Annotated in this window: 28 protein-coding genes and 1 tRNA gene; 17 read left to right on the top strand and 12 right to left on the bottom strand. The window is 71.0% G+C overall.

Features of this window, described 5'->3' with window-relative positions; translation table 11 throughout:
- Positions 1–180: 180 nt before the first annotated feature.
- Both AB0K15_RS27990 and AB0K15_RS27985 read right to left on the bottom strand, forming a co-directional pair.
- A complete protein-coding gene (locus tag AB0K15_RS27990) occupies positions 181–831 on the bottom strand; it encodes an NAD(P)H-dependent oxidoreductase (protein WP_364056569.1) in 651 nt (216 codons plus the stop codon).
- A gap of 20 nt (positions 832–851) precedes the next feature.
- Complete coding sequence (locus tag AB0K15_RS27985; protein WP_364056565.1) at positions 852–1,544, bottom strand: DsbA family protein; 693 nt, start codon at positions 1,542–1,544, stop codon at positions 852–854.
- A gap of 110 nt (positions 1,545–1,654) precedes the next feature.
- Here AB0K15_RS27985 and AB0K15_RS27980 point away from each other — a divergent pair, with 110 nt between their 5' ends.
- Complete coding sequence (locus AB0K15_RS27980; protein WP_364056562.1) at positions 1,655–2,086, top strand: helix-turn-helix domain-containing protein; 432 nt, start codon at positions 1,655–1,657, stop codon at positions 2,084–2,086.
- Positions 2,087–2,117: 31 nt separating this feature from the next.
- Here AB0K15_RS27980 and AB0K15_RS27975 read toward each other — a convergent pair whose 3' ends face one another.
- Complete coding sequence (locus AB0K15_RS27975) at positions 2,118–3,305, bottom strand: MFS transporter (RefSeq protein ID WP_364056558.1); 1,188 nt, start codon at positions 3,303–3,305, stop codon at positions 2,118–2,120.
- A 120-nt stretch (positions 3,306–3,425) separates the two neighbouring features.
- On the opposite strand from AB0K15_RS27975, the gene AB0K15_RS27970 reads away from it, so the two are divergent.
- On the top strand, positions 3,426–3,746 hold the full coding sequence (locus AB0K15_RS27970; protein WP_364056556.1) for a transcriptional regulator: 321 nt from the start codon (positions 3,426–3,428) through the stop codon (positions 3,744–3,746).
- 24 nt (positions 3,747–3,770) lie between these two features.
- Here AB0K15_RS27970 and AB0K15_RS27965 read toward each other — a convergent pair whose 3' ends face one another.
- From AB0K15_RS27965 to AB0K15_RS27955, 3 genes are all read right to left on the bottom strand, one after another.
- A complete protein-coding gene (locus AB0K15_RS27965; protein WP_364056553.1) occupies positions 3,771–4,208 on the bottom strand; it encodes a helix-turn-helix domain-containing protein in 438 nt (145 codons plus the stop codon).
- 470 nt (positions 4,209–4,678) lie between these two features.
- Entirely contained in the window at positions 4,679–5,260 is a 582-nt protein-coding gene (locus AB0K15_RS27960; RefSeq protein WP_364056550.1) for an NAD(P)H-binding protein, read from the bottom strand.
- 39 nt (positions 5,261–5,299) lie between these two features.
- Complete coding sequence (locus AB0K15_RS27955; protein WP_364056546.1) at positions 5,300–6,535, bottom strand: MFS transporter; 1,236 nt, start codon at positions 6,533–6,535, stop codon at positions 5,300–5,302.
- Between the two features lie 119 nt (positions 6,536–6,654).
- On the opposite strand from AB0K15_RS27955, the gene AB0K15_RS27950 reads away from it, so the two are divergent.
- Positions 6,655–8,127 carry a PLP-dependent aminotransferase family protein gene (locus AB0K15_RS27950; RefSeq protein WP_364056543.1) on the top strand — a complete coding sequence of 491 codons (1,473 nt, stop codon included), beginning with the start codon at positions 6,655–6,657 and terminating at the stop codon, positions 8,125–8,127.
- On the opposite strand, the gene AB0K15_RS27945 is transcribed toward AB0K15_RS27950, so the two are convergent.
- The gene (locus tag AB0K15_RS27945) at positions 8,122–8,940 is read right to left on the bottom strand and encodes an HAD hydrolase family protein (protein WP_364056540.1); all 819 of its coding nucleotides are present in this window, start codon (positions 8,938–8,940) and stop codon (positions 8,122–8,124) included. The genes AB0K15_RS27950 and AB0K15_RS27945 overlap by 6 nt on opposite strands.
- A 146-nt stretch (positions 8,941–9,086) precedes the next feature.
- Between AB0K15_RS27945 and AB0K15_RS27940 the strand changes: the two genes are divergently transcribed.
- Together AB0K15_RS27940 and AB0K15_RS27935 are read left to right on the top strand one after the other, a co-directional pair.
- The gene (locus tag AB0K15_RS27940) at positions 9,087–9,569 is read left to right on the top strand and encodes a carboxymuconolactone decarboxylase family protein (RefSeq protein ID WP_364056537.1); all 483 of its coding nucleotides are present in this window, start codon (positions 9,087–9,089) and stop codon (positions 9,567–9,569) included.
- Positions 9,570–9,648: 79 nt separating this feature from the next.
- A complete protein-coding gene (locus AB0K15_RS27935; protein ID WP_364056534.1) occupies positions 9,649–10,605 on the top strand; it encodes an SDR family NAD(P)-dependent oxidoreductase in 957 nt (318 codons plus the stop codon).
- Between the two features lie 4 nt (positions 10,606–10,609).
- On the opposite strand, the gene AB0K15_RS27930 is transcribed toward AB0K15_RS27935, so the two are convergent.
- Positions 10,610–11,086 carry a DUF2000 domain-containing protein gene (locus tag AB0K15_RS27930; protein WP_364056530.1) on the bottom strand — a complete coding sequence of 159 codons (477 nt, stop codon included), beginning with the start codon at positions 11,084–11,086 and terminating at the stop codon, positions 10,610–10,612.
- A gap of 113 nt (positions 11,087–11,199) precedes the next feature.
- Here AB0K15_RS27930 and AB0K15_RS27925 point away from each other — a divergent pair, with 113 nt between their 5' ends.
- Positions 11,200–11,658, top strand: coding sequence for an Lrp/AsnC family transcriptional regulator (locus AB0K15_RS27925; RefSeq protein ID WP_360594616.1), 459 nt, complete (start codon positions 11,200–11,202; stop codon positions 11,656–11,658).
- A gap of 27 nt (positions 11,659–11,685) precedes the next feature.
- Here AB0K15_RS27925 and AB0K15_RS27920 read toward each other — a convergent pair whose 3' ends face one another.
- Entirely contained in the window at positions 11,686–11,832 is a 147-nt protein-coding gene (locus AB0K15_RS27920; protein ID WP_364056598.1) for a CGNR zinc finger domain-containing protein, read from the bottom strand.
- 443 nt (positions 11,833–12,275) lie between these two features.
- Between AB0K15_RS27920 and AB0K15_RS27915 the strand changes: the two genes are divergently transcribed.
- On the top strand, positions 12,276–12,770 hold the full coding sequence (locus AB0K15_RS27915; RefSeq protein WP_364056525.1) for an NAD(P)H-dependent oxidoreductase: 495 nt from the start codon (positions 12,276–12,278) through the stop codon (positions 12,768–12,770).
- Positions 12,771–12,859: 89 nt separating this feature from the next.
- On the top strand, positions 12,860–13,669 hold the full coding sequence (locus AB0K15_RS27910; protein ID WP_364056522.1) for a polysaccharide lyase family 7 protein: 810 nt from the start codon (positions 12,860–12,862) through the stop codon (positions 13,667–13,669).
- Between the two features lie 315 nt (positions 13,670–13,984).
- On the opposite strand, the gene AB0K15_RS27905 is transcribed toward AB0K15_RS27910, so the two are convergent.
- Positions 13,985–14,057, bottom strand: a tRNA-Arg gene (locus AB0K15_RS27905).
- A gap of 116 nt (positions 14,058–14,173) precedes the next feature.
- Here AB0K15_RS27905 and AB0K15_RS27900 point away from each other — a divergent pair.
- The 4 genes from AB0K15_RS27900 to AB0K15_RS27885 all read left to right on the top strand — a co-directional run bounded on the left by AB0K15_RS27900 (position 14,174) and on the right by AB0K15_RS27885 (position 18,065).
- Positions 14,174–15,298, top strand: coding sequence for an epoxide hydrolase family protein (locus tag AB0K15_RS27900; RefSeq protein WP_364056519.1), 1,125 nt, complete (start codon positions 14,174–14,176; stop codon positions 15,296–15,298).
- Positions 15,299–15,473: 175 nt separating this feature from the next.
- On the top strand, positions 15,474–16,394 hold the full coding sequence (locus AB0K15_RS27895) for a cation diffusion facilitator family transporter (RefSeq protein WP_364056516.1): 921 nt from the start codon (positions 15,474–15,476) through the stop codon (positions 16,392–16,394).
- A 174-nt stretch (positions 16,395–16,568) separates the two neighbouring features.
- On the top strand, positions 16,569–17,384 hold the full coding sequence (locus AB0K15_RS27890) for an MBL fold metallo-hydrolase (protein WP_364056513.1): 816 nt from the start codon (positions 16,569–16,571) through the stop codon (positions 17,382–17,384).
- Between the two features lie 75 nt (positions 17,385–17,459).
- Complete coding sequence (locus AB0K15_RS27885) at positions 17,460–18,065, top strand: flavin reductase family protein (protein WP_364056510.1); 606 nt, start codon at positions 17,460–17,462, stop codon at positions 18,063–18,065.
- Between the two features lie 45 nt (positions 18,066–18,110).
- On the opposite strand, the gene AB0K15_RS27880 is transcribed toward AB0K15_RS27885, so the two are convergent.
- Both AB0K15_RS27880 and AB0K15_RS27875 read right to left on the bottom strand, forming a co-directional pair.
- Positions 18,111–18,830, bottom strand: a complete 720-nt coding sequence (locus AB0K15_RS27880; RefSeq protein ID WP_364056507.1) for a DUF305 domain-containing protein — start codon at positions 18,828–18,830, stop codon at positions 18,111–18,113.
- A gap of 7 nt (positions 18,831–18,837) precedes the next feature.
- Positions 18,838–19,662: a DUF3105 domain-containing protein gene (locus tag AB0K15_RS27875; RefSeq protein WP_364056595.1), complete on the bottom strand. Its 825-nt coding sequence runs from the start codon at positions 19,660–19,662 to the stop codon at positions 18,838–18,840.
- 249 nt (positions 19,663–19,911) lie between these two features.
- On the opposite strand from AB0K15_RS27875, the gene argS reads away from it, so the two are divergent.
- From argS to thrB, 5 genes are read left to right on the top strand one after another with little or no spacing between them, the layout of a single operon-like run.
- The gene (argS, locus tag AB0K15_RS27870) at positions 19,912–21,576 is read left to right on the top strand and encodes an arginine--tRNA ligase (protein WP_364056504.1); all 1,665 of its coding nucleotides are present in this window, start codon (positions 19,912–19,914) and stop codon (positions 21,574–21,576) included.
- Positions 21,577–21,579: 3 nt separating this feature from the next.
- Positions 21,580–23,010: a diaminopimelate decarboxylase gene (lysA, locus tag AB0K15_RS27865; protein ID WP_364056501.1), complete on the top strand. Its 1,431-nt coding sequence runs from the start codon at positions 21,580–21,582 to the stop codon at positions 23,008–23,010.
- Positions 23,011–23,022: 12 nt separating this feature from the next.
- The gene (locus tag AB0K15_RS27860; RefSeq protein WP_364056592.1) at positions 23,023–24,333 is read left to right on the top strand and encodes a homoserine dehydrogenase; all 1,311 of its coding nucleotides are present in this window, start codon (positions 23,023–23,025) and stop codon (positions 24,331–24,333) included.
- An 11-nt stretch (positions 24,334–24,344) separates the two neighbouring features.
- The gene (gene thrC, locus AB0K15_RS27855) at positions 24,345–25,400 is read left to right on the top strand and encodes a threonine synthase (protein WP_364056589.1); all 1,056 of its coding nucleotides are present in this window, start codon (positions 24,345–24,347) and stop codon (positions 25,398–25,400) included.
- Positions 25,397–26,305, top strand: a complete 909-nt coding sequence (gene thrB, locus AB0K15_RS27850) for a homoserine kinase (RefSeq protein ID WP_364056498.1) — start codon at positions 25,397–25,399, stop codon at positions 26,303–26,305. The genes thrC and thrB overlap by 4 nt, the downstream gene beginning before the upstream one ends.
- Positions 26,306–26,592 lie beyond the last annotated feature (287 nt).

The following is a 26,592-nucleotide window of genomic DNA, read 5'->3' as shown; positions in this document are numbered from 1 at the left end:
CGTCCGAAGCGACTGCCCCGGTCACTCAGCGGAGGACAGCGCCGCGAACTGTGCCCGCAAATACCCCAGCCGATCCGGATCCGCGACCGTGAGCACCCCGGCCGCGGTAGCGTGGCCGTGCGGCCGGGGTCGTAGCCGGCGGCACGCAGGCTCGCGCCGGCGCCGGGAGCCGGCTCGTGACTACCCGTGACCGACCGGCTGGTTGAGCTTCTCGGCGTGCCGGCGCGCGAGGTCGTGGGATTCGGCGAGGGACGCCTCGTGCAGGTGCAGCAGGGGGCGCAGCTGGTCGACAGTGGGGGCGAAGGTCAGCTCCGGCGTGATGAAGTGCACGTCGAGTCCGAAGAGGACGGTGTCGCTGAGGATGGTCCGCAAGGCCGGGACGAGGTGGTCCTTGCCGTGCTGGGGTGCGCCCGGGCCGTAGCCGCCGCCGCGGGCGGAGACGACGATCGCGGTGCGCCCGGCGGTGGGTGCGGCGCCCGGGCCGAGCCCGATCGTGCGGCCGGGGACCATGACCTGGTCGAGCCAGGCCTTGAACACCGACGGGATCGAGTAGTTGTACATCGGCACCGCGAACAGGTACGCGCTCGCGCCGAGGAACTCTTCGACGAGCTCGTCCTGCAGCGCCGCCGCGGTGGCCTGTGCCGCCGTGCGGTCGGCAGGGGCGGTGGCGCGCGCCGTGATGCCGGCTGCGTCGAGGTGGGCGACGGGGCTGTGGGCGAGGTCGCGGGTGACGACCTCGCCGGCCCAGGTCTCGGTGAAGGTGTCGGCCACGCGCCGGGAAAACGACGTGTCCGGGGTCGCGGAAGCGTTGACGCGCAAAAGGTACGACATGGTCTCTCCAGAGGGGGCGGTCAGGCGGACGGAGCGGCGCAACCGTCGGGGGTGCACCCGTCGCCCACGCCCAGTGGCGCCGGCCGGCGGGCTTCCCAGGCCGTGCGCAGGGCCGACACGAGGTCGTCGGTGGCGACGGCGCCGGCGAGCGCGTGGGTGCCGCCGAGGACCAGGAAGGGGGTGCCGCGCGCGCCGAGCCGCTGGGCCCTCTCCTGGTCGGCCAGCACACGGGCGCGGTAGCGGCGGCTGTCCAGCGCGTCTGCCGCGGCGTCGACGTCCAGGCCGGCGTCGGCCGCGAAGTCCAGCACTTCCGCGCGGGTCCACAGCTTGCGGGCCTGGCCGAAGTGGGCTCGGAACACGGCGGTCCAGATCTCGGCACCGCGGCCTTGCTCGGCGGCGAAGGCGAGCAGCTCGTGCGCCAGGTCCGTCGGCCCGAGCGTGCGGTCGAGGACGCGGTACGGCGTGAGGCCCTCGGCCTGCGCGAGGAGTTCCAGCGGCCGCAGGACATCGTACTCGACCTGCGGAAGACCGTGCTCGACGAGCAGCTGCCGCTGGCTGACGCCTTCGCGCGGCAGGTCCGGGTGCAGCTGGAACGAACGGTGCACCAGGCGCACCTCGGCGCCGTGCTCGAACCGCTCGAGTGCGGTGTGCAGCCGGTGGTCCATCAGCCCGCAGTACGGGCAGACGACGTCCGACCAGAATTCGACGTCCACTGTGGTCCCTTCGAGATCTGCTTTCCACCGATGGTGCAACAGAAACGAGGGGCTCACAAAAGGCACATCGATGTGCGTGGCAAGGCGGAGCCGGGAGCTACTCTGGAGGGGTGAGAACTGTGGGAACCGACGTGCGGCTGAGGGTCGCGCGAGTGCCCGAGCCCTGTGTGCACTGGGCGAACCGCGACGCGGACTTCGTGCGTGAAGTGCTCGACCTCGTCGGTGACAAGTGGAGCGTGCTGCTGCTCGGCACGCTCTCGAGCGGCCCGCTGCGCTACTCGGACCTGATCGCGGCCGTGCCGGCCATTTCACAGCGAATGCTGACCTTGACGCTGAAACAGCTGCAGCGCTGCGGGTTCGTCGAGCGCACGTCGCACCCGGAGGTGCCGCCGCGCGTGGAGTACACCCTCACGGACCTGGGTTCGTCGCTGCTGGCGGCGGTGCTGGCGTTGGGCACGTGGTCGACCGAGCACCAGGCGCAGATCCGCGGGAACCAGGCCGCGTTCGACGCGGAGTCCCAGGAGACCGAGCAGCCCGGTTGACCCCGCACGGTCGCGGGGTCAACCGGACGTCTCAGCGCTCGACCACGGCCGGGACCGGCGCTGCCGTGGCCGGTCGGCGGGTGTGGACGAACCGGGCCGACACGATCGACGCGACCAGGCCCAGTGCGAGGAAGATCAAGCCGAACGGGCCGAGGTTGTAGGTGCCGAACGCCGCGATCCCGGCCGCGCCCGTCAGCCCCGAAGCGGCCGTCGCGAGGTAGGTGGCGGAGGCGTTGAGGCCGATGCTCACCGGCGCGTGCTCGGGCGAGACCTCGATGAGCCGGTGCTGCAGCGGCACCAGCGTCGCCCAGCCGCAGACACCCCAGACGAACAGTGCGACGGCCGCCGTGGCGAAGGTGCGGCTGCTGAAGGGAAGCAGCGCGAAGTCGATGCCGACGACCACGACCGCCACGGCGATGATGCGCTGGCCGGAGATGCGGTCGGTGAGGTGCCCGGCCGTCACGCTGCCGACGGTGGCGCCCGCGCCCCAGAGGAACAGCAGGGCGGCCAGCGCGAGGCCGTTGCCGCCGGTCGCGCGGTCGAACGACTCGCCGACGAACGTGTAGTTCGTGAACAGTCCGGTGAACACCAGCAACGTCGTGAGCAGCGTGAATCCGATGCGCGCGTCCTTCATGGTCGCCAGCCGTTCGCGCAGGCCGGCGACCTGGGCGGCGGAGACCGCGGGCAGGAGCACGGCGACGCCCACGGCACCCAGCACGGCGAGCGCGGCGACGAACCACAACGTCGTCTGCCAGTTGGTCTGCGCACCGATCACGGTGCCGATCGGTGCGCCCAGCGCGGTCGCGGAGCTCAGGCCGGCCATGACGACGGCCAGGGCACGCCCGCGCTGGTGGGGCTCCACGAGCGACGCCGCCGTCGCGCTGGCGGTCGGGGTGAACATCCCGGCACCGAGGCCGGCGATCACGCGGCTGGCGAGCACCAGCCCGTAGAGCGGCAGGGTGGCGGTGAGGACGTTGCCGACCGCGAGGATCAGCAGGCCGGCGATCAGCAGCCGGTTGCGCGGCCAGTGCGCGGTGGTGGCGGCGATGATGGGCGACGACACCGCGTAGGTGAAGGCGAACATCGTCACCAGGAGGCCGGTGGCGGCCGCGTTCGTGTGCAACGAGCGCGAGATCTCGGGCAGGATGCCCGCGATCACGAAGCCGTCCGTTCCCACGGCGAACGTCCCCAGAGCGAGAACGAGCAGGCGTCGGTACACGGGAGAATCCCTTCGAGGAAGGTTTGATGTACGTCAAACCATAAGAAGTCGAAAAGGATTCCGTCAAGGACGGTTTGATGAATCTGGTACCGTTGTGACCGAGGTCGCCGAGGAGGTGCTGTGGCTCGCTACCTGGAGGAACCGGATGTCGCCGACATCCGGTTCGACGACGTGCTCAACGCGGTCGCGGACGACGCGCGGATGCGCGTGCTGGTCACCCTTGCCGACGGTGAGTTCCACCCGTGCGGGCCGGAAGGTCTGCTGGCCGCGCTGCACAAGTCGACGTTGTCGCACCACAAGAAGGTGCTGCGCGAGGCCGGGCTGACGCGGACGAAGCTGGAGGGCCGCAACTACTTCGTGTGCCTGCGCCGCGAGGATCTCGACGCGCGGTTCCCGGGGTTCCTCGACGCCGTGCTCGCCGGGCTGGCCGAGGTGTACTGATCCGTCCGAAGTGGACGGACTGCGTCACCTGAGTGCACGCGTGTCGCCGGCGTGGACCGGTGTGCCGTCGGGCGTGACGTAGGTGAGCCGCGGGATCGGCTCCTCCGTCTCGCGGTCCACGAGCAGCACGTGGTCTTCGCCCGGTTCGTACGCGTGGTCGCGGCCCCACTGCCGCAGGCTCACCACGAGGTCGAACAGGTCGTCGCCGCGTTTCGTCAGCACGTACTCGCGGTAGGCGCTGCCGTCCGAGGCGGGTTCGACCGACAGCACGCCGACGTCGACGAGGTTGCGCAGCCGGTCGGCGAGGATGTTCTTGGCCACCCCGAGGTTGCGCTGGAACTGCCCGAACCGGCGGATCCCGTCGAACGCGTCGCGGATGATGAGCAGTGACCACTTGTCGCCGACGAGGTCCACCGTCCGCGCGACGGGGCACCGCGGGCTCGTCCACGTGCGCTCGCTCACCGTGGCACCTCCGGTTGCTGTTCGGAACCACCCTGGCCAGTCTGGTTGCAGTTTACTGCCGGTTGGCGAGGTGGCGTCTTTCCGCCACGGCCTCGGTCGCCGACCACGAACACCGACGGAACATCGAGGGCACGCAACGAACTTTCGGCCTCCTGGCCGACGGCGGCCGCCACGAAGGAACTCGGTTTCGGCGGGCCGCGGGGCGAGCACATCGTGTCCGGCGCGGTGCCCGGCGGCGAGGCCGACTCGCGCGCCGAGGCCCTCGCCCTGCGCCCGGCCGGCCACGACCACCTACACCCGGGCGCCGATCACGGCCACGCCCGCCCGTGCCCCGGCGACCGCGGCCGGCAGGATCACGACCGGCCAGTGCCGGTAAGTCGCGCACGCGAGCGTTGCCAGGACACCGGCTGCCCGTGGACGACGCCGGCCGGGCTTTCCCGGCCGGCGTTCTCCCGGATCAATTGCCCAGGTCAATCGACGATCGTCACGACACCCGTGGGCGCGTCGAGCGCTTCGACCGTGAGTTCGGCCGCGCGGTCGATGTGCACGCGGGGCTCGGCGGGCAAGGCGCCCTCGTTGTAGGTGCCGGGGCCGTAGAACTGGCCGTAGCTCAGCACCACGCCGCCTTCGGCCAGCACCGACTGTTCGAGGTCCTTCACCGCGACGGCGTCGGGGCCGTCCGGCAGCTGCCACGCCACGCTCTGCGCGAGGATCTTCGGCGCGCCGGCCGCCTGCGCGGCCGCGATCAGGTTGTGGTTGCCCTCGGTGCGGATGCGGGCGTTGCGCTCGGCGTGCTCGCCGATCTTGGTGACGTCGTCGGGCAGGTCCGTGAGCTCGTTGAGCACGACGTCCGGCTTGAAGTCGCGCACGGACTGCACGAGCGCGTCGCGGTCGAAGACGTCGCACAGGATCGCGACGGCGCCGAGGTCGATCAACGATTCCATCTTGGCGGCCGAGCGCGTCATGGCGCCGACCTCGTGCCCGGCCTCGACCAGCCGCGGGATCAGCCGCTGCCCGAGCACGCCGGAGGCACCGGCGAGGAATACCTTCATCATTTCTCCTTGGTTGTTGTGTAAGTCCACAGAGGACACTCAGGCCGCGGCCGGAGCGAAGCGGGCCGAGCGGGTCGAGGACAGCCGGTCCGCGCCCCACACCAGCAGGGCCACCAGGCTGAACCCGGCGCCGAGGACGCAGACGGCGGTCCAGCCCCACGCGCTGTACACCGTGGTCGCCGCGACGGCGCCGCCGCCGAAGCCCACGGAGTAGTACGCCATGTTGCTGCCGATGAGACGGCTGCTCGCGTTCGGGTCGAGGCCCACGATGAGGTGCTGGTTGGTCACGTGGATGGCCTGGCCGGCGAAGTCGATCACGATGATGCCGATGATCAGCGGGATCAGCGACTTCGGCAGCCACGCGATCGGCAGCCAGGACACCGCGAACAGCACGAGCGTGATGCCGGTGACCCATTGCGCGCGGCCGCGGTCGGCCAGTGAGCCGGCGCGGGCGGCGCCGAACGCGCCCGCCGCGCCGACGAGGCCGAACAGCCCGACCGCCGAGGTCGACAGGTTCCACGGCTCGGCGGAAAGCGGCAGCGCCATCGAGCCCCACAGCGCGCCGAAGCCGGCGAACATGAACAGCGTGATCAGGCTCCGCACGCGGAACACGCGTTCGCGCACGGTCAGCGTGACGATCGACGTGATCAGCTTGCGGTAGGAGACCGACGGCCGGTCCGGCAGCTCCGGCGGCAGTCGCAGGCCGAGCACGACCGCGACGGCGAGCATGAGCACCGCGGAGACGACGAACACCGAGCGCCAGCCGAACGCGTCGGCGAGCAGGCCGGCCACGGTCCGCGCGAGCAGGATGCCGATCACGACGCCGCTGGTCACGATGCCGAGCACGCGGCCGCGGGATTCGGGGCTGGCGAGCACGGCGGAGTAGGCGATGATCACCTGCTGCACCACCGTCGCGAGGCCGACCACGCCGCTGGCGATGAAGAACAGCACCGGTCCGGGTGACACGGCCACGCCGAGCAGTGCCAGCGCGGCGATCACCGAGCCGACGGGGATCAGCACGCGGCGGTTGAGCAGGTCGCCCAGCGGCACCAGCAGGATCAGGCCGGCGAAGTAGCCGACCTGGGTCACGGTCGTCACGAAGCCGAGCCCGGCCGCGCCGACACCGAGGTCGTGGCCGATGTCCTCCAGCAGCGGCTGGGCGTAGTAGATGTTGGCCACCGCGATGCCGCAGACGATCGCGAGCAGGACGGCGAACCCGGTGCTGATGCCGGGGCGTGGTGGTCCGGGGGTTTCCCGGACGTCGAGGGAGGTCATGGCGTTCCTCAGGTGTATCGGGCCGTAGTGGTAGTGAATGGCAACCAGATTGGTGGCCCGCGCGCTGGGCTCAAAACCCACGCTAGGCGGCGATTGGGCCAGGTGTATGGTCCATTTCCATGGCGGGAACACGGGCCACTTCACCCGAGGGCAGGCGCTCCGCCGAGGGCCTCGGCGCTGATCTGCACCTCGATCACCTGGACCTTCGCGGCCGTCACGGGCTGCGGACGTCGCTGATGGACGCGTTGCGCGAAGCCGTGCGCACGGGCCGGTTGCTGCCCGGCGCGCAGCTGCCTTCGTCGCGCACGCTGGCGGCTGACCTGTCGATCGCGCGCAACACCGTGGCCGACGCGTACGCCGAGCTCGTGGCCGAAGGCTGGCTCACCGCGCGGCAGGGTTCGGGCACGCGCGTCGCCCGCCGGGCGGAGCCCCGCCGCACGCCGACGGCCGGCGCCGACCGCGTGGCCCTCCGCCGTCCGACGCCGATCCGCACCCCGGACACGCGGTTCAGCCTGCTGCCCGGCAACCCGGACCTGGCGAGCTTTCCGCGCGCGCAGTGGCTCGCGGCGTCCCGGCGGGCGATCATGGCCGCGCCCCACGAAGCCCTGGGCTACGGCGAACCGCGCGGCCGCGTCGAACTCCGCACGGCGCTCGCCGACTACCTGGCGCGCGCCCGCGGCGTTTACGCGTCGCCCGAGCGCATCGTGATCTGCGCGGGGTTCGTGCACGGGCTGCGGTTGCTCGGCAGTGTGCTGCGGGCGCGGGGAGTCCGGACGGTCGCCGTCGAGACCTACGGCGTGCCGCAGTACTACGACCTGCTCACCGAAACCGGCCTGGAGACCCCGGCTCTGCCGCTGGACGAGGACGGCACGTGCACCGAAGGGCTGCGTTCGCTCGACGCCGGCGCGGTCCTGCTCACGCCCGCGCACCAGTACCCGACCGGCGGCGCGTTGCGTCCGGACCGGCGCGCCGCCGTGGTCGACTGGGCCCGGTCGACGGGCGGGCTGGTGCTCGAAGACGACTACGACGGGGAGTTCCGGTACGACCGCCAGCCCGTCGGTGCGTTGCAGGGCCTCGATCCTGAGCGCGTCTGCTACTTCGGCACGGCGAGCAAGTCGCTGGCGCCGGGGCTGCGGCTCGGGTGGCTGGTGCTGCCGCGTGCGGTGACACACGAGGTGATCGCCGCGAAGGGGCACGTCGACTGGGCGCCGGGTTCGTTCGACCAGCTGACGCTCGCCGAGTTCCTCACGTCCGGCGACTACGACCGGCACGTCCGCGCGATGCGGCTGCGCTACCGGCGGCGTCGGGACCAGTTGGTGGCCGCGGTCGCGGAGCACGCACCGGGGATCCGCGTCTCGGGGATCGCGGCCGGGTTGCACGCGGTGCTCGACCTCCCGCCGGGCACCGAACGGTCGGTGATCGCCGCGGGTGAGCGGGTGGGCCTGGCGCTGGACGGGCTGGGGGATTTCGCGCACCCGTCGGTGCGGGAGGACGGCGGGCGTGACGGGCTCGTCGTCGGGTATGCGACGCCGTCGGACAGCGCGTGGTCGGGGGCGTTGGCGGCGTTGTGCTCGGTGCTGCCGCGGTCATAGCGTCGCGAGCACCTGCGCGAGGCCGTCTTCGAGCACGGTGCCGGTGAGCTCGCCCGCGGCGGCGATCAGCTCGGCGGGGGACTGTCCCATCGCGACACCACGCCCGCGCTCGGCGGCCCAGGTGAGGAGCTCGATGTCGTTGTGGCCGTCGCCGACGGCGAGCACGCGGTGCCGGGGGATCGCGAGCTCGGCGCGGACGCGTTCGGCCGCCGCGGCCTTGTTCACGCCCTCGGCGGCGAGGTCGAGCCACGGGGTGCAGGCGAGGGCGAAGCTCACCTTCCGCAGCTGCATTTTCGTTACCAGGGCGAGGAAATCGTCCATGTCGTGACCCGGCGCGAACGCGACCACCCGGGTGGCGTTCCCGGTCAGCAGCGCCTCGAACGGCACCGCGGCCCGCGCGTCGTCGAGACCGGTCGTGCCGTCAGGGAACGGTTCGGTGCAGCGGTAGCGGCCCAGCTCGTCCTCGACGGTGAAGCGGGCGTTCGGCAGGTACGTGCGGATGGCGCGCAGGACCTCGGCCGGGTCGAACGATTCCACGTGGTGGCGCCGGAAGCCCACGCCGGATCGGCGCAGGGTGACGGCGCCGTTGGAGCAGACCAGGAACCGCGGCGTGATGCCCAGGCGGTCGAGCACGGGGATGGTGCTCACGGCCGAGCGGCCCGTGGTGAGCACGACGTGGTGCCCGGCCGCGTCGAGCCGGCGGACCTCGGTGACCACGGCGTCGCTGAGGGACCCGTCGTCGCGGATCAGGGTGCCGTCGATGTCCAGCGCGGCGAGCCACGGTCCGGTGTCCTTCCAGGACGGTGCGGTCATGACGGGGATCCTCCAGAGGTCGGTTCTTCTCACTGTAGGGACGTTTCCGGGGCTGTCCACTGTGCACTGCGCCATAGGCGATTGGCCCACGATCGGCGGCCGGAATTGGACCACGTGCGCGCGGGACCGGCGCTTAGCGTGGTCTCATGACGACTGAACGCCTGCCTGAGCACACACCGCGCCTGGACTGGATGAAGCTCGCCCCCGACGTGTTCAAGGCGATGCTGCGCCTGGACACCGCGGCGAAGAAACACCTCGACGAGGGCCTGGTGAACCTGGTCAAGATCCGCGCGTCGCAGCTGAACCACTGCGCGTTCTGCCTCGACATGCACAGCAAGGACGCGCTGGCGGCCGGCGAGTCGGCGAAGCGCGTCCTGCAGCTGGGCGCGTGGGCCGAGTCGAAGCACTTCTACACCGCGCGCGAGATCGCCGCGATCGAGCTGACCGAGGCCGTCACCGTGCTCACCGACGGCTTCGTGCCCGACGAGGTCTACGCGAAGGCGGCGCAGCAGTTCGACGAGACCGAGCTCGCCCACCTCATCGCGGCGATCTCGACGATCAACGCGTTCAACCGCTTCGGTGTGTCGACCCGGATGGTGCCGGGCCACTACACGCCGAACGCGTCCTGACGCACCGGCTCGCTTCCGTCTTCCCCGCGGAAGCGAGCGCTCTCACCGTCCACACTGGACCCCGTCCGCGAAGGACCCCATGACTGCCCTCACCACCCCGTTCGGCGCGCGAGCCACGGCCGCCGAAGTCCTCGCCGGAGTGGACCTGTCCGGCCGCCGCGTGATCGTCACCGGCGGCGCTTCAGGTCTCGGCGCCGAGACCGTCCGCGCCCTCGCCACGGCCGGCGCGCACGTCACCATCGCCACCCGGACGCCGGCGCACGCCAAGCAGCTCGTCGAGGAGTTCCCGCGCGTCGACGTCGCCGCGCTCGATCTCGCCGACCTCGGTTCGGTGCGGACGTTCTGCGCGCAGTGGGACGGACCCGTCGACGCACTGGTCGCCAACGCCGGCGTGATGGCGCTGCCCGAGCGCGAGGTCACCGCCGACGGCTGGGAAATGCACCTCGGCATCAACTTCCTGGGCCACTTCGCACTCGTCACCGGTTTGTGGGACGCCCTGCGCTCCGGCGGCGGCGCCCGCGTCGTCGTCCTCAGCTCCGGCGCGCACCTGCTGACCGACTTCTCGTTCACCGACCCGCACTTCGAGCGCCGGCCCTACGACCCGCTCGTCGCCTACGGACAGTCGAAGACGGCCGACGTGCTGCTCGCCGTCGGGATCAGCCGCCGCTGGGCCGGCGAAGGCATCTACGCCAACGCGTGCGCCCCGGGCGTCATCCGGACGAACCTCCTGCGCCACCTCGCTCCCGACGCCCTGCGCCTGCTCGGCGCCCTCGACGCCGACGGCAACGCCACCACCCCGGCCTACTTCAAGACCCCCGGGCAAGGCGCCGCCACGCCCACGTTGCTCGCGGCGTCGCCGCTGCTCACCGGCGTGACCGGCCGCTACTTCGAGGACAACCGGGAATCGCCCACCATCGACGGCGGCGCGCACCTCACCGCCGGCGGTGTGGACGCGATGGCGGGCGTCGCGCGCTGGGCCCTGGACCCCGTCGCGGCGGACCGCCTGTGGGACTACGCCTCGGCGGCCGTGCGCTAGCCGGTCACGCGAGCAACGGCAGCTTCCCGACGATCTTGCCCACCCGGTTGCGCGGCCCGACGATGCTCACCGCGTAGTAGTCGAGCCCCTCGCCGCCGGCTTCCTTCACGCCGGCGAGGTAGTCGGCGTACACCAGCGTGTGCTGCGCCACCACCGGCATGTCCGCCACGAAGCACCCGGGCGACGCCGCGGCCTTGGCGCGGATGGCGCGCAGCGTGGGTCCGTCGGCGGCCAGCACCGAGCACCCCGTCCACGGCAGCCCGGGATGAGTCTGCCCGTCGGCGTCCACGGCGTCGTCGCCGAGCAGCCCGGTGATGTTCGGCGCCGTCGCCGCGGCCGCGCAGATCGCCGCGTTCACCGCGCGACCCGGCGGCAGACTGCCGTCGACCACGACCACCCACTTCAAGCGAGCCGCCCGCGTCGACACGGTCGGATCGAACTCGCCCGGAGCGAACCCGATCGGCGAACTTTCCTCGGTCAAAGCCGGACCTCCCTGACTGTTCGTACTGTGCTCAGGTCTCCAAGCTAGATGAACCGTCAGTAGAATCGCCTATTATCCGTATAAGTATCGGCCAAAGCGGCTCGGAGGCGGACGTGGACGAACTTGATAAGGCGATCCTGCGGGAACTGCAGTCAGACGTCCGGAAGACCAACCGTGACGTCGCCGCCGCCGTCGGCGTCTCACCCACCACGGCCCTCGACCGCACCCGCGCGCTTCGCCGCCGCGGCATCATCCAGGGCGCGACCCTCGACGTGAACCTGCCCGCCATCGGGCGCTCGGTGCAGGCCCTCGTCGCGGTCCGCGTGCGCCCGCCGTCGCGCCGCGTCATCGAAGGCTTCCGCAACTGGGTCACCACGCTGCCGGACATCCTCGGCCTCTACGTCACGACCGGCACCGAGGACTTCATCCTCCACGTCGCGGTCCCCGACAACGCCAGCCTGTACGCCTTCGTGATCGACAAGCTCACCGCGCGCCCCGAAGTGGCCGACGTCCGCACGTCGATCGTCTACGAACACCTCCGCAACACCCGCATCACGCCGGTCGAGCGCTGAAACGGCTCGCTCGTCGGTGATCCGCGGTTACGGAACGTCCTTTGTGGTCCGAGCCCTGAAGCCACGCACTTTGGCGCGGTTCCCGCACGTCGCCATGGAGCACCAGCGGCGACGGTGCGCTTTGGTGCGGTCGTAGAACCACCGAGGGCACTCGGGTCCCTCGCAGTTGCGCACCAGCGCGCGGTCGCCGTGGACGAACAAGTCGGCCGCGGCTTCCGCGACGGGCGCGAGGAGGGAACGGGGGCGGTCCACGTCCACCGGTCCTCCAGGTCGAGGTCGGCGCCCGCCCACGCCCGGACCACCGGACACAGCCGCTCGCGCAGGTCGACCGCTTCGAGTGCCGCGGCGTCGAGTTCGGCGGCGAACCGGCCGAGCACCGCGTTCCGGTCCCGTTCGTCGATCAGCCCGGTCCCCTCGAGCCACTGCGCGAAACCCGATCCGCCGGGGATCAGTTCGGCGCTGGCCGCGGCGTTCCTGGAGGCGTACCAGGACGCCCACCCCGGTACGGTCGTGAAGACGCTGGACCTCTGGGACGGCTCGCTGCCGCAGTTCGGACCGGTCGGTGCGAGCGCCAAGCTCGCCGTGTTCGCAAGGCACCCGAAGGCGAGCAGGCCGAGGTGTGGGCGCAGGCCCAGGCGCTCGCCGATCAGTTCACCTCGGCCGATGCCTACGTCTTCAGCGTTCCCATGTGGAACTCGGGCGTGTCGTACGTCTTCAAGCAGTGGGTCGACATCATCACCCAGCCCGGCATGGTCTTCGGCTTCGACCCGGCGGCCGGTTACTCGGGCCTGGTCCACGGAAAGAAGGCCGCCACGGTCTACACCAGCGGCGTCTACTCCGAGGGTGTCCCGATCGAGTTCGGCGCCGACTTCCACTCCACGTACGTGAAGGACTGGCTGCGCTTCGTCGGCGTCACGGACGTCACCGAGGTCCGCTTCCAGCCGACCATCCTCACGGGCACCCCGGACCAGGACCTCGAGGCGGCCCTGACCGCCGCCCGTGACGCGGGCAAGGCGTTCTGGCTTGTTCCGGTAATCGGAACTCGGCGGTCCGTCGCTCTGTGGGGACGGGCCGCCGACGCGTCCGGCGCATCATGTCAATCCTTGACTTGATGCGATCACAACCTTAACGTTTCCTTTCGCCGCCGGGTTTCCGCAACATTATTTCACATATCTGAATAAATGGCACAGAGGTCCCCACCGTGCGAAAGGAAACTGCGATGCGCATGCGCGCCGCGCTCGTCGTGCTGGCTATTCCCGCTTTTGTGGCTGCTACCGCGTTGTCCGCCGAGGCGGCGCCGGCCACGGGCCAGTCCGTGCTGGGCAGCCCGTCCGTGGCTCCTGGCGGCAACTTCGACCTGTCGACCTGGCAGCTCCAGGAGCCGGTCGGCTCACCGGGCTCGCCGACCACGATCTCGTCGTCCCGGCTGCAGGGGCCGAACGGCTTCCAGGACAGCTATTTCTACACCGACACGCGCGACGGCGCGATGACGTTCTGGGCGCCGGAAAAGGGTGTCACCACGCCCAATTCGAACTACGCCCGATCCGAGCTGCGCGAGATGAACCGCGACGGTTCGGCCGCCAACTGGTCGCTGAGCGGATCGCACAAGCTCAACGCCACGCTGCGCGTGGTGTCGGTGACGTCGAACGTGTGCGTCGGCCAGGTCCACCTCGGCACCGGCGGCTCGTCGACGAAACCGTTGCTGGAGCTGTACTACCGCTCCAGCGGCGACATCGTGCTGGGCACGGAGAACTCGCCCGACGGCGGCCAGACCCTGCACACCGTCGGCCACGTCGCGGTGGGCAAGACCTGGAGCTACACGATCGGGATCTCGGGCGGCAACACCATCGACCTCACCGTGAACGGCAGCACGACGCACTACAGCATCCCGTCGTCGTTCAAGGCGTACAAGCAGTACTTCAAGGCCGGTTCGTACAACCAGTCCTCGTCGAGCAGCACGACGAAGGGCGCTCGCGTCGCCTTCTACGGGCTGACGATCTCGCACAGCTGACCGCTCGGAACATCGGCGCCGCCGGGGTGAACTCGCCCGGGCGGCGCCGCCGGCTCGGCAGCCTTCCCGGCGACGAAGACCCGGCGGAAGCTGTCGAGGTGGCCGGCAAGACCGACCCCCGCGCAGGTCCGGCCGATCCTCGTTGCCGCGAGGGCCCAGCCGCTCGCGCCCGGCCTCGACAAGCCGCGGCGCGACCGGCTGCGGCTGACGCGCGTCAACACCGCGCTCGAAACCCACGGCGGTTGACGGTGGCACAAAAAAAATCGGCGGTTCTCACTCGCGAGTGCGAACCGCCGATTCGTGATGTCGAGAATGTGCCCTTGGCAGGATTCGAACCTGCGACACCTGCCTCCGGAGGGCAGTGCTCTATCCCCTGAGCTACAAGGGCGCATCGCTGCGCGACCACGTCAGCTTAGCGCACCCCGGTTCGCCCGGTGTTGCGCAGGGGGTCACCTTCGGGGTCGACACTGCTAGCGTTGATCTTGCCGACGGAGGGAGCATGAGGTGGCAGCGGAACCGTTCGAGGCCCACGTGACCGAGGCTGACATCGCGGACCTGCGGGAACGGTTGCGCCGCACGCGGTGGCCCGAGGCCGAGACGGTGGACGACTGGTCGCAAGGCCTGCCGCTGGCCTACGCGCAGGAGCTGTGCCGCACCTGGGCCGAGGACTACGACTTCGGCTTCGCCGAGCGGCTGAACGCGTTCCCGCAGTTCCGTGACACCGTCGACGGGCTCGGGATCCACTTCCTGCACGTCCGCTCGCCCGAGCCGGACGCGTTCCCGCTGGTGATCACGCACGGGTGGCCCGGCTCGGTGCTCGAGTTCCTCGACGTGCTGGGCCCGCTCACCGATCCGCGCGCCCACGGGGGAGACCCGGCGGACGCGTTCCACGTGGTCGCGCCGTCGCTGCCCGGGTACGGGTGGAGTGACAAGCCGGCGAAGACCGGGTGGGGTGTGGAGCGCACGGCGCGGGCCTGGGACAGCCTGATGGTCTCGCTCGGCTACGAGCGCTACGGCGCGCAGGGCGGCGACTGGGGCTCGGCCGTCACCGGAGCCTTGGGCGAGGTCGCGCCGGAGCGGGTGGCGGGGGTCCACGTGAACATGGCGGCCGCGCCGCTGGGGCAGTTCGACGACCCGACACCCGAGGAGCAGGCCGCGCTCGCCGCGGCCAAGGAGTTCGGCCGCACCGGCCGCGGCTACTCCGGCCAGCAGTCCACGCGCCCGCAGACGCTCGGCTACGGCCTCACCGACTCGCCCGCCGGCCAGGCCGCCTGGATCGCCGAGAAGTTCTGGGCGTGGACCGACAACAACGGCCACCCGGAAGACGCGCTCACCCGCCGCCAGATCCTCGACGCGATCTCCGTGTACTGGTTCACGGCCTCGGCCACGTCGTCGGCGCGGCTGTACTGGGAGAGCTTCGGCTCGGGGTTCCGGGGCAAGGTCACCGCGCCGTCCGGGATCTCGTTGTACCCCAAGGAGATCACGCGGCCCTCGCGCCGCGAGGCCGAGCTGCGCTTCACCGACCTGCGGTGGTTCGAGGAGCTGCCGCACGGCGGGCACTTCGCCGCGATGGAGGAGCCGGAGTCGCTCGTCGAGCAGGTGCGCGGGTTCTTCCGTCTGGTGCGCTGATCCCACCAGACGGGAGTGCTCATCCGGGGGATGGGTATCCGCCTGTGTGCCCGATTACAGTGAACTTAGGCTTGCCTGTATTGCACGTATGCGCATGCGACTATATATTGCGATGAGGGCCCGGCGACAGGCCCTGTACCGGTGGTGACCTGCGGAAACGACGGGAGGCGAAGCCATGGGCCACGGCCACGGACACGGGCACACTGCCGCCCCGGTCAGCGCCTCCGGCCGCTACCTGCGCGCGTTGCTGGTCGCTCTCGTCATCGGCGCGGGCTTCATGGTGCTGGAGTTCGTGGTGGGGTTCACCACGGGCTCGCTGGCCCTGATCTCCGACGCCGCCCACATGTTCACCGACGTCCTCGGCGTCGGCATGGCGCTCACCGCGATCGTCCTGGCACGCCGCAGCGGGCCGACGCTCAGCCGCACGTTCGGCATGTACCGCGCCGAGGTGCTGGCCGCGCTGGGCAACGCGGTACTGCTCTTCGGCGTCGCCGGGTACGTGCTGGTGGAGGCCATCGGCCGCATCACCGACCCGCCCGAGGTGGCGGGTCTGCCGGTGCTGCTGGCCGCGGGCGCCGGCCTGGTCGCCAACATCGTGGCCTTCTTCGTGCTGCGCTCCGGTGCGCGCGAAAGCCTCAACGTCCGCGGCGCGTACCTCGAGGTGCTCGCCGACCTGATCGGCTCCGTCGGCGTGCTGATCAGCGGCGCGATCACCCTCACCACGGGCTGGCGCTACGCCGACCCGATCATCGGTGTCGCCATCGGCCTGTTCGTGCTGCCCCGCACGTGGACCCTGGCGCGCCGCGCCTTGCGCATCCTGTTCCAGCACGCGCCGAACACCGTCGACGTCGGCGCGATCAGCACGGAGCTCGCGGCCCTGCCGGGTGTCTCCGACGTGCACGACCTGCACGTCTGGACCCTCACCTCCGGCATGGAGGTCGCCTCGGCGCACCTCACGATGGACGACGAGGTCGAGCAGTCCACCGTGCTCACGAAGGCGCAGGACCTGCTGGCCGCCCGGTACTCCATCAACCACGCGACGCTCCAGGTCGAAGGACCGCAGTGTGCGCGCCGGTGCCAGGAGCTGTCCTGGTAGCCGGGTTTCTCCCGGGATGGGCGAACGCCTGCCGTGGCGCTGAACCGAATTCGACGGGATCTGACCCGGTCACCGGTGGCCGGGTCCCGCGGTTCGGGGCAATCTTCAAGTGGCGCGAAGGACAAGCAGGCGGGCATGAGCGCGCCCGCCGGCAGATCACCGAGGGGAATGCTCGTGAGTGAGCGCATCAGTTCGCAGCGGCAGGAGTTCGGGATCGGCGTGATCGGCGGGCCGACCACCGTCGTGGACATCGCCGGCCTGCGGTTCGTGGTGGACCCGACGTTCGACGAACCGGGCTCGCACGCCTACCTGACCAAGCTCGAAGGTCCCGCCGTCGACGAAGCCGCGCTCGGCGACGTCGACGCCGTGCTCGTGAGCCACGCCGCCCACCCCGACAACCTCGACGTCAGGGGCAAGGAATACGCCCTCGCCGCCAAGACGGTCCTGACCGGCGCCAACTCCGCGAAGCTGCTCGGCGCCAACGCCCGGGGCCTCGTGGCCTGGGAGACGGTCACCATCCCCCGCGGCGACGGCGGCGGCGAACTGACCGTGCAGGCGGTTCCGGCCGAGCACGGCCCCGCCGACGGCGACCGCGACGACAGCGGCTACATCAACTCCCAGGTGATCGGCTTCGTGCTCGCGGGCACCGGCCTGCCGACGGTCTACGTCAGCGGCGACAACGCGTCCGTCCGCGTGGCCGCCGAGATCGCGGCCAAGGTCGGCCCCATCGACGTCGCCGTCCTCTTCGCCGGCGCCGCCCGCGTCGCGGCGAAGTTCGACGGCCGCCCCCTCACGCTGACCTCCGAGCGCGCCGCCGCCGTGGCCGCGGTGCTCGGCGCGAAGACCGTCCTGCCCGCCCACATCCAGGGCTGGGCCCACTTCTCCGAGGGCATCGACACCTTCCGGCCCGCCTTCGAGGACGCCGGCCTGGCTTCCGTGCTGGCGATGGCGGAGCCGGGCGAATGGAACGTCGTGGGGCTCCCGTCCTGACGGCTTCTGGTCTCCGAGCGCCAGCCGGTAGCGGTGGACGAGGGTGCACCACGGCCACCTGGTAGACCAAAGGGCATGCGCAAGGACTTCGACCCCGCCGACGTCGCCCCGTTCGCCTTCTACCGGCTGCTGACCGCCACCGTGGTGCCGCGGCCGATCGCGTGGGTGTCGAGCACGTCGGGCGGCGGGGTGGACAACCTGGCGCCGCACTCGTTCTTCACTGTGGCGTCGGCCGCGCCGCCGGTGCTGCAGTTCACCTCGGTGGGGCGCAAGGACACGCTGCGCAACGTGGAGGCCAGCGGGCAGTTCGTGGTGAACCTCGCGCCGGAGCACCTCTTCGAGAAGATCAATGACACGGGCACCGACTTCCCGCCCGACCACAGTGAGTTCGACGCGACGGGGCTCACGCGCGAGCCCAGCACGAAGGTGAAGCCGCCGCGGGTGGCGGAGTCGCCGGTGGCGTTCGAGTGCGAGCTGCACAGCACGGTCGGCTTCGGCACGTCGACGGTGGTGTTCGGCCGGGTCGTGCACGTCGCGGTGGCCGAGGACGTGCTCGACGGCGACCACCCCGTGATCGGGCGGCTGCGGCCGCTGGCCCGTCTCGGCGGCGACGAGTGGGGCACCGTCGGCGACGTCAAGGAGATCCCGCGCATCCGGTTCGCCGACTGGAAGCAGCAATGAAAAGGGCCGCTCTCGACACGCGAGAGCAGCCCCGGAGCAGGAAACTCAGGACGCCGGAAGCGGAGCCGCTCCGCGCGCCTGCAGCATCAGCTTCATCTGGTTGATCTCCGCGCCCTGCGACACGAGGATGCTGCGGCACAACGCCTTCACCGCGGGCATGCTCGTGTGGTCCTGCGCGTACTCCGCCATCGCCGTGCCGCCCTGGTGGTGGCGCAGCATGAGCTGCAGGAAGTCGATGTCCATCGCGCGGCCGGTCAGCGAGCGCAGCTTGGCGATCTCCGCGTCGGTGGCCATGCCCGGCATCGGGGCGCCGTTGGCCGGCGAGCTGGTGGGCATCTGCATGCCCGCGTGGCCCATCGGCTCGGTCATCCACGTCATGTACGCGCCGGGCGCCTGCTCGGGCTGGTCCCACAGCATGAGCCAGCCCTTCATGCGCCCGACCTGCTCGGTCTGGGACGACTCGATGTCGAACGCGAGCTGCCGCACTTCGGGGTCCGTGCTGTGGTCGCGGGCCCAGCTGGCCATGGTCACGGCCTGCAGGTGGTGCGTCGACATGTCCTGCGCGAAGCCGACCTCGACCGAACCCGCGCCGGGGGTCGCCGGCGCGGCGTCGCTGCCGTCGGTGAGCCGCGAGGCGAACACGCCGATCGCCACGCCGATGAGCAGCACGGCGAGCATCGACCCGCCGATGACGACCCAGCGAGACCACGTGGGGCGCTCGCCGGGCTCGTCGACGTCCGGTTCGAGGTCGGCTTCGGTACTCACCGTGAGATCACTGTCCCGCCGGAGCCGACGGCGCCGTCGCCGGAGCGCTGGGCTGGCCGGGAGCGCCCGGCATGCCGCCCTCGGGCACGGCTCCGGAGCTGCCGCCGTAGTTCATCGGCTTCGCGTCGGGGCCCGGCTTGCTCGGGTCGAACGGCGGCGGGTTGCTCGGGTCGAACTGGCCCGGGCCGAGCGCGTCGCACGAGGCGCCGATCTCGGGGTACACGCCGTTGGGGTTCGTCCGCAGCGCGGCGATGAACTCGTCGATGCGCGGGTCGTCGGCCTTGTCCAGCTTGAGCTGGTGGCCCCACGACTGCAGCGAGATCGGCTTGTCCAGGCCGGGGTAGGGCGACATCGAGATGTAGGTCTTGCCCTTCACGCGAGCGGCCAGCAGATCCACCTGGTCACCCTTGACGAGGTCCGGGTTGTAGGCGATCCAGATGGCGCCGTGCTCGAGCGTGTGGACCATGTTCTCGGTGCGCACCGCGGTCGGGTAGACGACACCGTTGCAGGCTGCCCAGTTGCCGTCGTGCGGGCCGCCGAAGGGCGGGCTGTGGTCGTACGCCACGCGCTCGGTCGGCAGCACGTGCACCGAACCGGTGTAGGTCGCGGTGATCACGCCCGGGATCTTCTTGGACGGGTCCGGGTCACTGGCCGTCGGCGCGAACGACGACGCCGCCTCCTCGCGGGACTTCTGGTCGCGCTGCGGAGCGGATTTCACCATGTAGTAGGTGACGACGCTGGCCAGGAGGGCCACCACCACGACGACACCGACGATGGTGCCCCACGGAGTGCCCTTTTTGCCGACGACGGACTTGCCGCGCGCGGCCTTCACCGCGTTGGCGGACTTGCCCCGCGAGCCGGCGGACGTCCCCTTCTTACTGGTTGTCCCTTTCGTCATGGTTTGCCGCGATCTCCTCGTGAGATGATGGAGGGATCCGGACGGACCCTGCCCGTCGGCCAGTGTAGAGACCGGACGTCTGATCACCGTGAACGCCTCTCACGATCACTCCCGGGTGATGTGCGGCAACCGCAGGTCGGACCGGCGTAAGCGTCCGACCTGGGCACACCTAGAATTCAGCGAGTGACTCCCGCCGCTCTCGCCGACCTGGTCCGCGCCTCCGCCGTGCAGGTGCTCGACGCCCGAGGCGTCGACGCCGCCGTGCTGCCGGAGCAGGTGACCATCGAACGCCCGCGCAACCCCGACCACGGCGACTACGCGACGAACCTCGCGCTCCAGGTGGCCAAGAAGGCGGGGCTCAAGCCGCGGGAGTTCGCCGAGGCGCTGGCCGAGGTCGTGGCGGCCGCCGACGGCGTCGACGCGGCCGAGGTCGCCGGTCCGGGGTTCCTCAACTTCCGCCTCGCCGCCGACGCGCAGGGCGAGGTCGTGCGCCAGGTGCTCGCCGCGGGGGAGGCCTACGGCCGCGGCGACGCGCTCACCGGTCGCAAGATCAACCTCGAATTCGTCTCCGCCAACCCGACGGGCCCGATCCACCTCGGCGGCACGCGCTGGGCCGCGGTCGGCGACGCGCTGGGCCGGGTGCTCTCCGCGCAGGGCGGCGACGTCACGCGCGAGTACTACTTCAACGACGCCGGCGCCCAGATCGACCGGTTCGTCCGCTCCCTGATCGCCGCCGCGAAGGGCGAGCCCGCTCCCGAGGACGGCTACGCCGGCGGCTACATCAACGACATCGCCGCCGAGGTCCTCAAGCAGGAGCCCAGCGCGCTGTCGTTGCCCGAGGCCGAGCGGCACGAGACGTTCCGCAGCGTCGGTATCGAGCTGATGTTCACCGAGATCCGCCAGAGCCTGCACGAGTTCGGCACCGACTTCGACGTGTACTTCCACGAGAACTCGCTGCACGAGTCCGGCGCCGTCGACGCCGCCGTGCAGCAGCTCAAGGACTCCGGCAACCTCTACTTCGCCGACGGCGCCTGGTGGCTCAAGTCCAGCGAGTACGGCGACGACAAGGACCGCGTCGTCATCAAGAAGGACGGCAACCCGGCCTACATCGCCGGCGACCTCGCCTACTTCAAGGACAAGCGCAACCGCGGCTTCGACCTGTGCATCTACATGCTCGGCGCCGACCACCACGGCTACATCGCGCGCCTGAAGGCCGCCGCGGCCGCGTTCGGCGACGACCCGGACACCGTCGAGGTCCTCATCGGCCAGATGGTGAACCTCGTCAGCGACGGCAAGCCCGTGCGCATGTCCAAGCGCGCCGGCACCGTGATCACGATGGAGGACCTCGTGGAGGCCGTGGGCGTCGACCCGGCGCGCTACGAGCTCATCCGCTACTCCGTCGACTCCACTTTGGACGTCGACCTCGACCTGCTGCGCAAGCACAGCAACGACAACCCGGTCTACTACGTGCAGTACGCGCACGCCCGGCTGTCTTCCTTGCAGCGCAACGCCGCCGATCTCGGCCTGAAGTCCGAAAAGGACAGCGCGGACGTCGATTTCGGACTTCTCGTACTCCCCGCCGAGGGCGACCTGATCCGCACCATCGGCGAGTTCCCCGCCACCGTCCGCCGCGCCGCCGAGATGCGGGAACCGCACCGCGTCGCCCGCTACCTCGAGGAGCTGGCCGGCGCCTACCACAAGTTCTACACGGTGGGACGGGTGCTGCCGCAGGGTGACGAAGAGGCCACCCCGCTCACGTTCGCACGGCTCGCGCTGTGCGAGGCCGCGCGCCAGGTGCTGGCGAACGGCCTGTCCTTGCTCGGTGTCTCAGCTCCGGAACGGATGTAAGAAATGGCGCACCCCGCGGGCCCCCGCCACGCCGACGTCTACCCCCATGCCGACGCCTCCGGGTTCCCGCCCGCGAGCGCCGACGAGCTCGACAAGCTGCCCGCGAAAGTGTGGCCGCGCAACACTTATCGCGCCGGCGACGGCATCGTGCGCATCGCCGGCATGGACGTGCGCGACCTCGCCGAGACCTACGGCACGCCGCTGTTCGTGGTCGACGAGGCCGACTTCAAGTCCCGCTGCGCCGACTACGCCGAGGCGTTCGACGACCCGGCGCTGGTGCACTACGCGTCGAAGGCGTTCCTGTCGATCGAGATCGCCCGCTGGGTGGCCGAGCAGGGCCTGAGCCTCGACGTGTGCAGCGGCGGCGAGCTGGCCGTGGCGCAGCGCGCGAACTTCCCGGCCGAGCGGATCACTTTCCACGGCAACAACAAGTCGCTCGCGGAACTCGACGCGGCGGTCGAGGCCGGTGTCGGCACCGTGGTGGTCGACTCGTACTTCGAGATCGCCCGCCTCGCCGAGATCGCGGCGCGCCGCGAGGTCGTGCAGGCGGTGCTCGTGCGCGTGACGGTCGGCGTCGAGGCCCACACGCACGAGTTCATCGCGACCGCTCACGAGGACCAGAAGTTCGGCTTCTCGCTGGCTTCCGGCGACGCGGCCGAGGCCGTGCGCCGCGTGCTCAACGCGCCGTCGCTCAAGCTCGTGGGCCTGCACAGCCACATCGGCTCGCAGATCTTCGACGCCGACGGCTTCGAGGTCGCCGCGCGCCGCGTGGTCGGGCTGCTGGCCGACCTCGCGAAGGAACACGGCCGTGAGCTGCTCGACCAACTCAACCTCGTGGACCTCGGCGGTGGCTTCGGCATCGCCTACACCGAGAAGGACAACCCGCCGCCGCCCGCGCAGATGATCACGCAGATCCGCGAGATCGTGCGCAAGGAGTGCGCGTACGCCGACCTGCCCGTGCCGCGCATCGCGGGGGAACCGGGCCGGGCGATCGCCGGCCCGGGCACCATCACGCTCTACGAGGTCGGCACGATCAAAGACGTCGCACTGGGTGACAACAGCACCCGCCGCTACGTGAGCGTCGACGGCGGCATGAGCGACAACATCCGCACGGCGCTCTACGACGCGGTGTACGACTGCCGGGTGGTTTCGCGCTCCGCGAGCGAAGGTGACGAGCCCGTGCTCGCCACTTTGTCCCGAGTCGTGGGAAAACACTGTGAATCCGGCGACATCGTCGTCCGAGACTGCTGGCTACCCGACACTCTTGCTCCCGGCGACCTGCTCGCCGTCGCGGCGACCGGTGCCTACTGCTACTCGATGGCGAGTGGGTACAACCGGCAGCCGCGCCCGGCGGTGGTGGCCGTGCGCAACGGCAGCGCCCGCGTGCTGCTGCGGCGGGAGACGACGGACGACATGCTGCGCCTGGAGGTTTGAGAAGTGTCCACAGTGTCTCCATGGGACGGACGGGCGGTCAGGGTCGCCCTCCTCGGCTGCGGCACGGTCGGCAGCGAGGTCGTCCGGCTGCTCACCGAGCAGGCGGACGAGCTGGCGGCGCGCGCCGGGGCCGCGGTGGAGCTGGCGGGCATCGCCGTGCGCCGCCCCGACAAGCACCCCGAGCTGCCGCAGGAGCTGGTGACCGACGACGCGGCCGCGCTCGTGGTCCGCGACGACGTCGACGTGGTCGTGGAGCTGGTCGGCGGCATCGAGCCGGTGCGCGGCTGGCTGCTCGCGGCGCTGAGCGCCGGCAAGGCCGTGGTCACGGCCAACAAGGCGCTGCTCGCCGAGCACTCGGCGGACCTGTTCGAGGCCGCCGACGCCGCGGGTGTCGACCTGTACTTCGAAGCCGCCGTCGCCGGCGCCATCCCGCTGCTGCGCCCGCTGCGCGAATCGCTGGCCGGCGACCGCATCACGCGCGTGATGGGCATCGTCAACGGCACCACCAACTACATCCTCTCCGCCATGGACACCACGGGCGCGGGCTACGCCGAGACGCTCGACGAGGCCGGCCGCCTCGGGTACGCCGAGGCCGATCCGACGGCCGACGTCGACGGTTACGACGCCGCATCCAAGGCCGCGATCCTCGCGTCGCTCGCGTTCCACACGCGCGTGACGGCGAAGGACGTGCACCGCGAGGGCATCGCCGACGTCACCGCAGCCGACCTGGTCGCCGCGCGCGTGCTGGGCCGCACGGTGAAGCTGCTGGCCATCTGCGAACGCGTGACGGCCGACGACGGCGCCGAGTCCGTCTCGGCGCGCGTGCACCCGGTGATGATCCCGCGCAGCCACCAGCTCGCGGGCGTCAGCGGCGCGTTCAACGCCGTCTACGTGGAAGCCGACGCGGCGGGCGAGCTGATGTTCTACGGCCAGGGCGCCGGCGGCGCCCCCACGGCGAGCGCGGTGCTGGGCGATCTCGTCGCCGTGGCCCGCAACCGCGTGGTCGGCGGCCGCGGCCCGCGCGAGTCCGCGCACGCCGCGCTGCCCGTGCGCCCGATGGGCCAGACGCCCACGCGCTACCACGTGAGCCTCGACGTCGCCGACCGCGCGGGCGTGCTCGCGCAGGTGGCGCAAGCGTTCGCGGGCCACGGCGTGAGCATCGCCGCCGTGCGCCAGCGCGACGCCAACGACACGGCGAGCCTCGTGGTGGTCACCCACCTGGCGCCCGACGCGGCGCTGCAGTCCACTGTGGACGAAATCGCGAAGCTCGATGTGGTGCACCAAGTCGTGAGCGTGATGCGGGTGGAAGGCGAAGATCAGTGACTGCAGCCGGATTGACTGCGTGGCCGGGGATCATCGAGGCGTACCGCGACCGCGTCCCCGTGCCGGAGGGCGCGCAGGTGGTGACGCTCGGGGAGGGCAACACTCCGCTCCTGCCCGCCGCGCACCTGTCGCAGCTCACGGGCTGCACCGTGTACCTCAAGGTGGAGGGCGCCAACCCCACCGGCTCGTTCAAGGACCGCGGCATGACCGTGGCCATCACCCACGCACTGGCGAGCGGGCTCAAGGCCGTGATCTGCGCGTCGACGGGCAACACGTCCGCGTCGGCGGCCGCCTACGCCGCGCGCGCCGGGCTCACCTGCGCGGTGCTCGTGCCGCAGGGCAAGATCGCGATGGGCAAGCTCGCGCAGGCCGTGGTGCACGGTGCGCGAATCCTGCAGGTCGACGGCAACTTCGACGACTGCCTCGAGCTCGCGCGCAAGACCGCCGCCGACTACCCCGTGACACTGGTGAACTCCGTGAACCCGGTGCGCATCGCGGGTCAGAAGACCGCCGCGTTCGAGGTCTGCGACGCGCTCGGCCAGGCACCCGACATCCACTGCCTGCCGGTGGGCAATGCGGGCAACATCACCGCCTACTGGGCCGGGTATTCGGAGTACGCCGAAGACGGTGTGGTGAAGAACACCCCGCGGATGTTCGGCTTCCAGGCGGCCGGCGCCGCGCCGCTCGTGCTGGGTGAACCGGTTTCGGACCCCGACACCATCGCGACGGCGATCCGCATCGGCAGCCCCGCTTCGTGGGGCGGCGCGGTGAAGGCGAAGGACGAGTCCGACGGCCTGTTCGAGGCGATCACCGACGCGAAGATCCTCGAGGCCTACCGCCTGCTGGCCGGGCGCGAGGGCGTGTTCGTGGAGCCCGCGTCGGCGACCAGCGTCGCCGGCCTGCTCGCCACCGCCGCGGACGGCCGGCTGCCGAAGGGCAGCACGGTCGTGTGCACCGTCACCGGCCACGGCCTCAAGGACCCCGCGACCGCGCTCGAGGGCAACGTCGAGGTCGAGCCGCTCGCCGTCGATCCCACGGCGGTCGCCGCAGCCCTGGACCTGCGGTGACGGGCTCCTCGGGCCTGCCGGTGGGCGCGTCGTTCCGGGCCGTGGTGCCGGGTTCGACGGCCAATCTCGGCCCGGGATTCGACGCGCTGGGCCTGGCCCTGGCGCGCCACGACGTCGTCGAGCTGCAGGTGATCGAGGACGGCCTCAAGATCGAGGTGGTCGACGCCGGCGCCGGCGGGGTCGCCGACGTCCCCACCGACGAAACGCACCTCGTGGTGCGGGCGATCCGCCGCGCGTGCGCGCACTTCGACGTGCGTCCGCCGGGTCTGCACCTGCGCTGCTTCAACAAGATCCCGCACGCGCGCGGGCTCGGCTCCTCGGCCGCCGCCGTGGTGTCCGGCGTCGCGCTGGGTTACGCGCTGGCGGGCGTCGCGCTCGACGACGAGGCTTTGCAGCTCGCGGCCGAGTTCGAGGGCCACGCGGACAACGCGGCTGCGAGCCTGCTCGGCGGGCTCGTGGTGGCGTGGTGTGAAAACGGGCGCTTCCACGCCGAGCGCGTCGAGCCCGGCACCAAGATCCGTCCGGTGGTGGCGATTCCGGCGCTGAAGTCGTCCACGGACGCCACGCGCGGCCTGCTGCCCCAGCACGTTCCGCACGCGGACGCGGCGCACAGCGCGGGCCGCACGGCGCTTTCGGTGCTCGCCATGACGACGAGGCCCGAGCTGCTGCTGGCGGCGACGGAAGACCGGCTGCACCAGGAATACCGGGCCAGTGCGTACCCCGCGAGCGCCGAATTGGTGCGCACGCTCCGTGCGCACGGTGTGGCGGCGACGATCTCCGGCGCCGGTCCCACGGTGCTCGCCCTCACCACGACGGGAATATTGCCGCCGGAATGCGACGTTGAGGGGTTCGACGTTGCCGAGCTGGGCGTGGACCTGACGGGTGTTCAGGTTGCGGCTCAGTAAAGCCCCGGTCACGTGGCGGGCGGAACCTGCGCCACGCGGGGGGTGGTTGTTGCACCCGCCCACAGGGCGGTCTACCCTCGGGGGCGTTCGATCACCGTGCGTTTCCGCACCCGATGCCGGTCCTGTTCGCTCCTCGCGAGCCTCCGGTCCGCATCCTTCGTCGATCCGCCAGATCCGCTCCGCCTGGCAAGCGGGACGCGGAGGGACGCAGGCGGGTTTCCGGTTTCGGCGCGGTGCCGAATTCCGTTTCCTCCGTTTGGGGGAGGCAAACACCCCTGTGCTGGCGA

The sequence above is a fragment of the Amycolatopsis sp. NPDC049253 genome (assembly GCF_040678995.1).
GTDB lineage: Bacteria > Actinomycetota > Actinomycetes > Mycobacteriales > Pseudonocardiaceae > Amycolatopsis.
The sequence above is the reverse complement of the archived record's forward strand: the minus strand, read 5'-3'. Positions and strand labels throughout refer to the sequence as shown.

Coding starts and splice junctions, on each gene's coding strand:
- AB0K15_RS27990 (WP_364056569.1), bottom strand. CDS start 831: ATGTCGTACCTTTTGCGCGTCAACGCTTCCGCGACCCCGGACACGTCG.
- AB0K15_RS27960 (WP_364056550.1), bottom strand. CDS start 5,260: ATGAAGGTATTCCTCGCCGGTGCCTCCGGCGTGCTCGGGCAGCGGCTG.
- AB0K15_RS27955 (WP_364056546.1), bottom strand. CDS start 6,535: ATGACCTCCCTCGACGTCCGGGAAACCCCCGGACCACCACGCCCCGGC.
- AB0K15_RS27950 (WP_364056543.1), top strand. CDS start 6,655: ATGGCGGGAACACGGGCCACTTCACCCGAGGGCAGGCGCTCCGCCGAG.
- AB0K15_RS27945 (WP_364056540.1), bottom strand. CDS start 8,940: ATGACCGCACCGTCCTGGAAGGACACCGGACCGTGGCTCGCCGCGCTG.
- AB0K15_RS27940 (WP_364056537.1), top strand. CDS start 9,087: ATGACGACTGAACGCCTGCCTGAGCACACACCGCGCCTGGACTGGATG.
- AB0K15_RS27935 (WP_364056534.1), top strand. CDS start 9,649: ATGACTGCCCTCACCACCCCGTTCGGCGCGCGAGCCACGGCCGCCGAA.
- AB0K15_RS27895 (WP_364056516.1), top strand. CDS start 15,474: ATGGGCCACGGCCACGGACACGGGCACACTGCCGCCCCGGTCAGCGCC.
- AB0K15_RS27885 (WP_364056510.1), top strand. CDS start 17,460: ATGCGCAAGGACTTCGACCCCGCCGACGTCGCCCCGTTCGCCTTCTAC.
- lysA (WP_364056501.1), top strand. CDS start 21,580: ATGGCGCACCCCGCGGGCCCCCGCCACGCCGACGTCTACCCCCATGCC.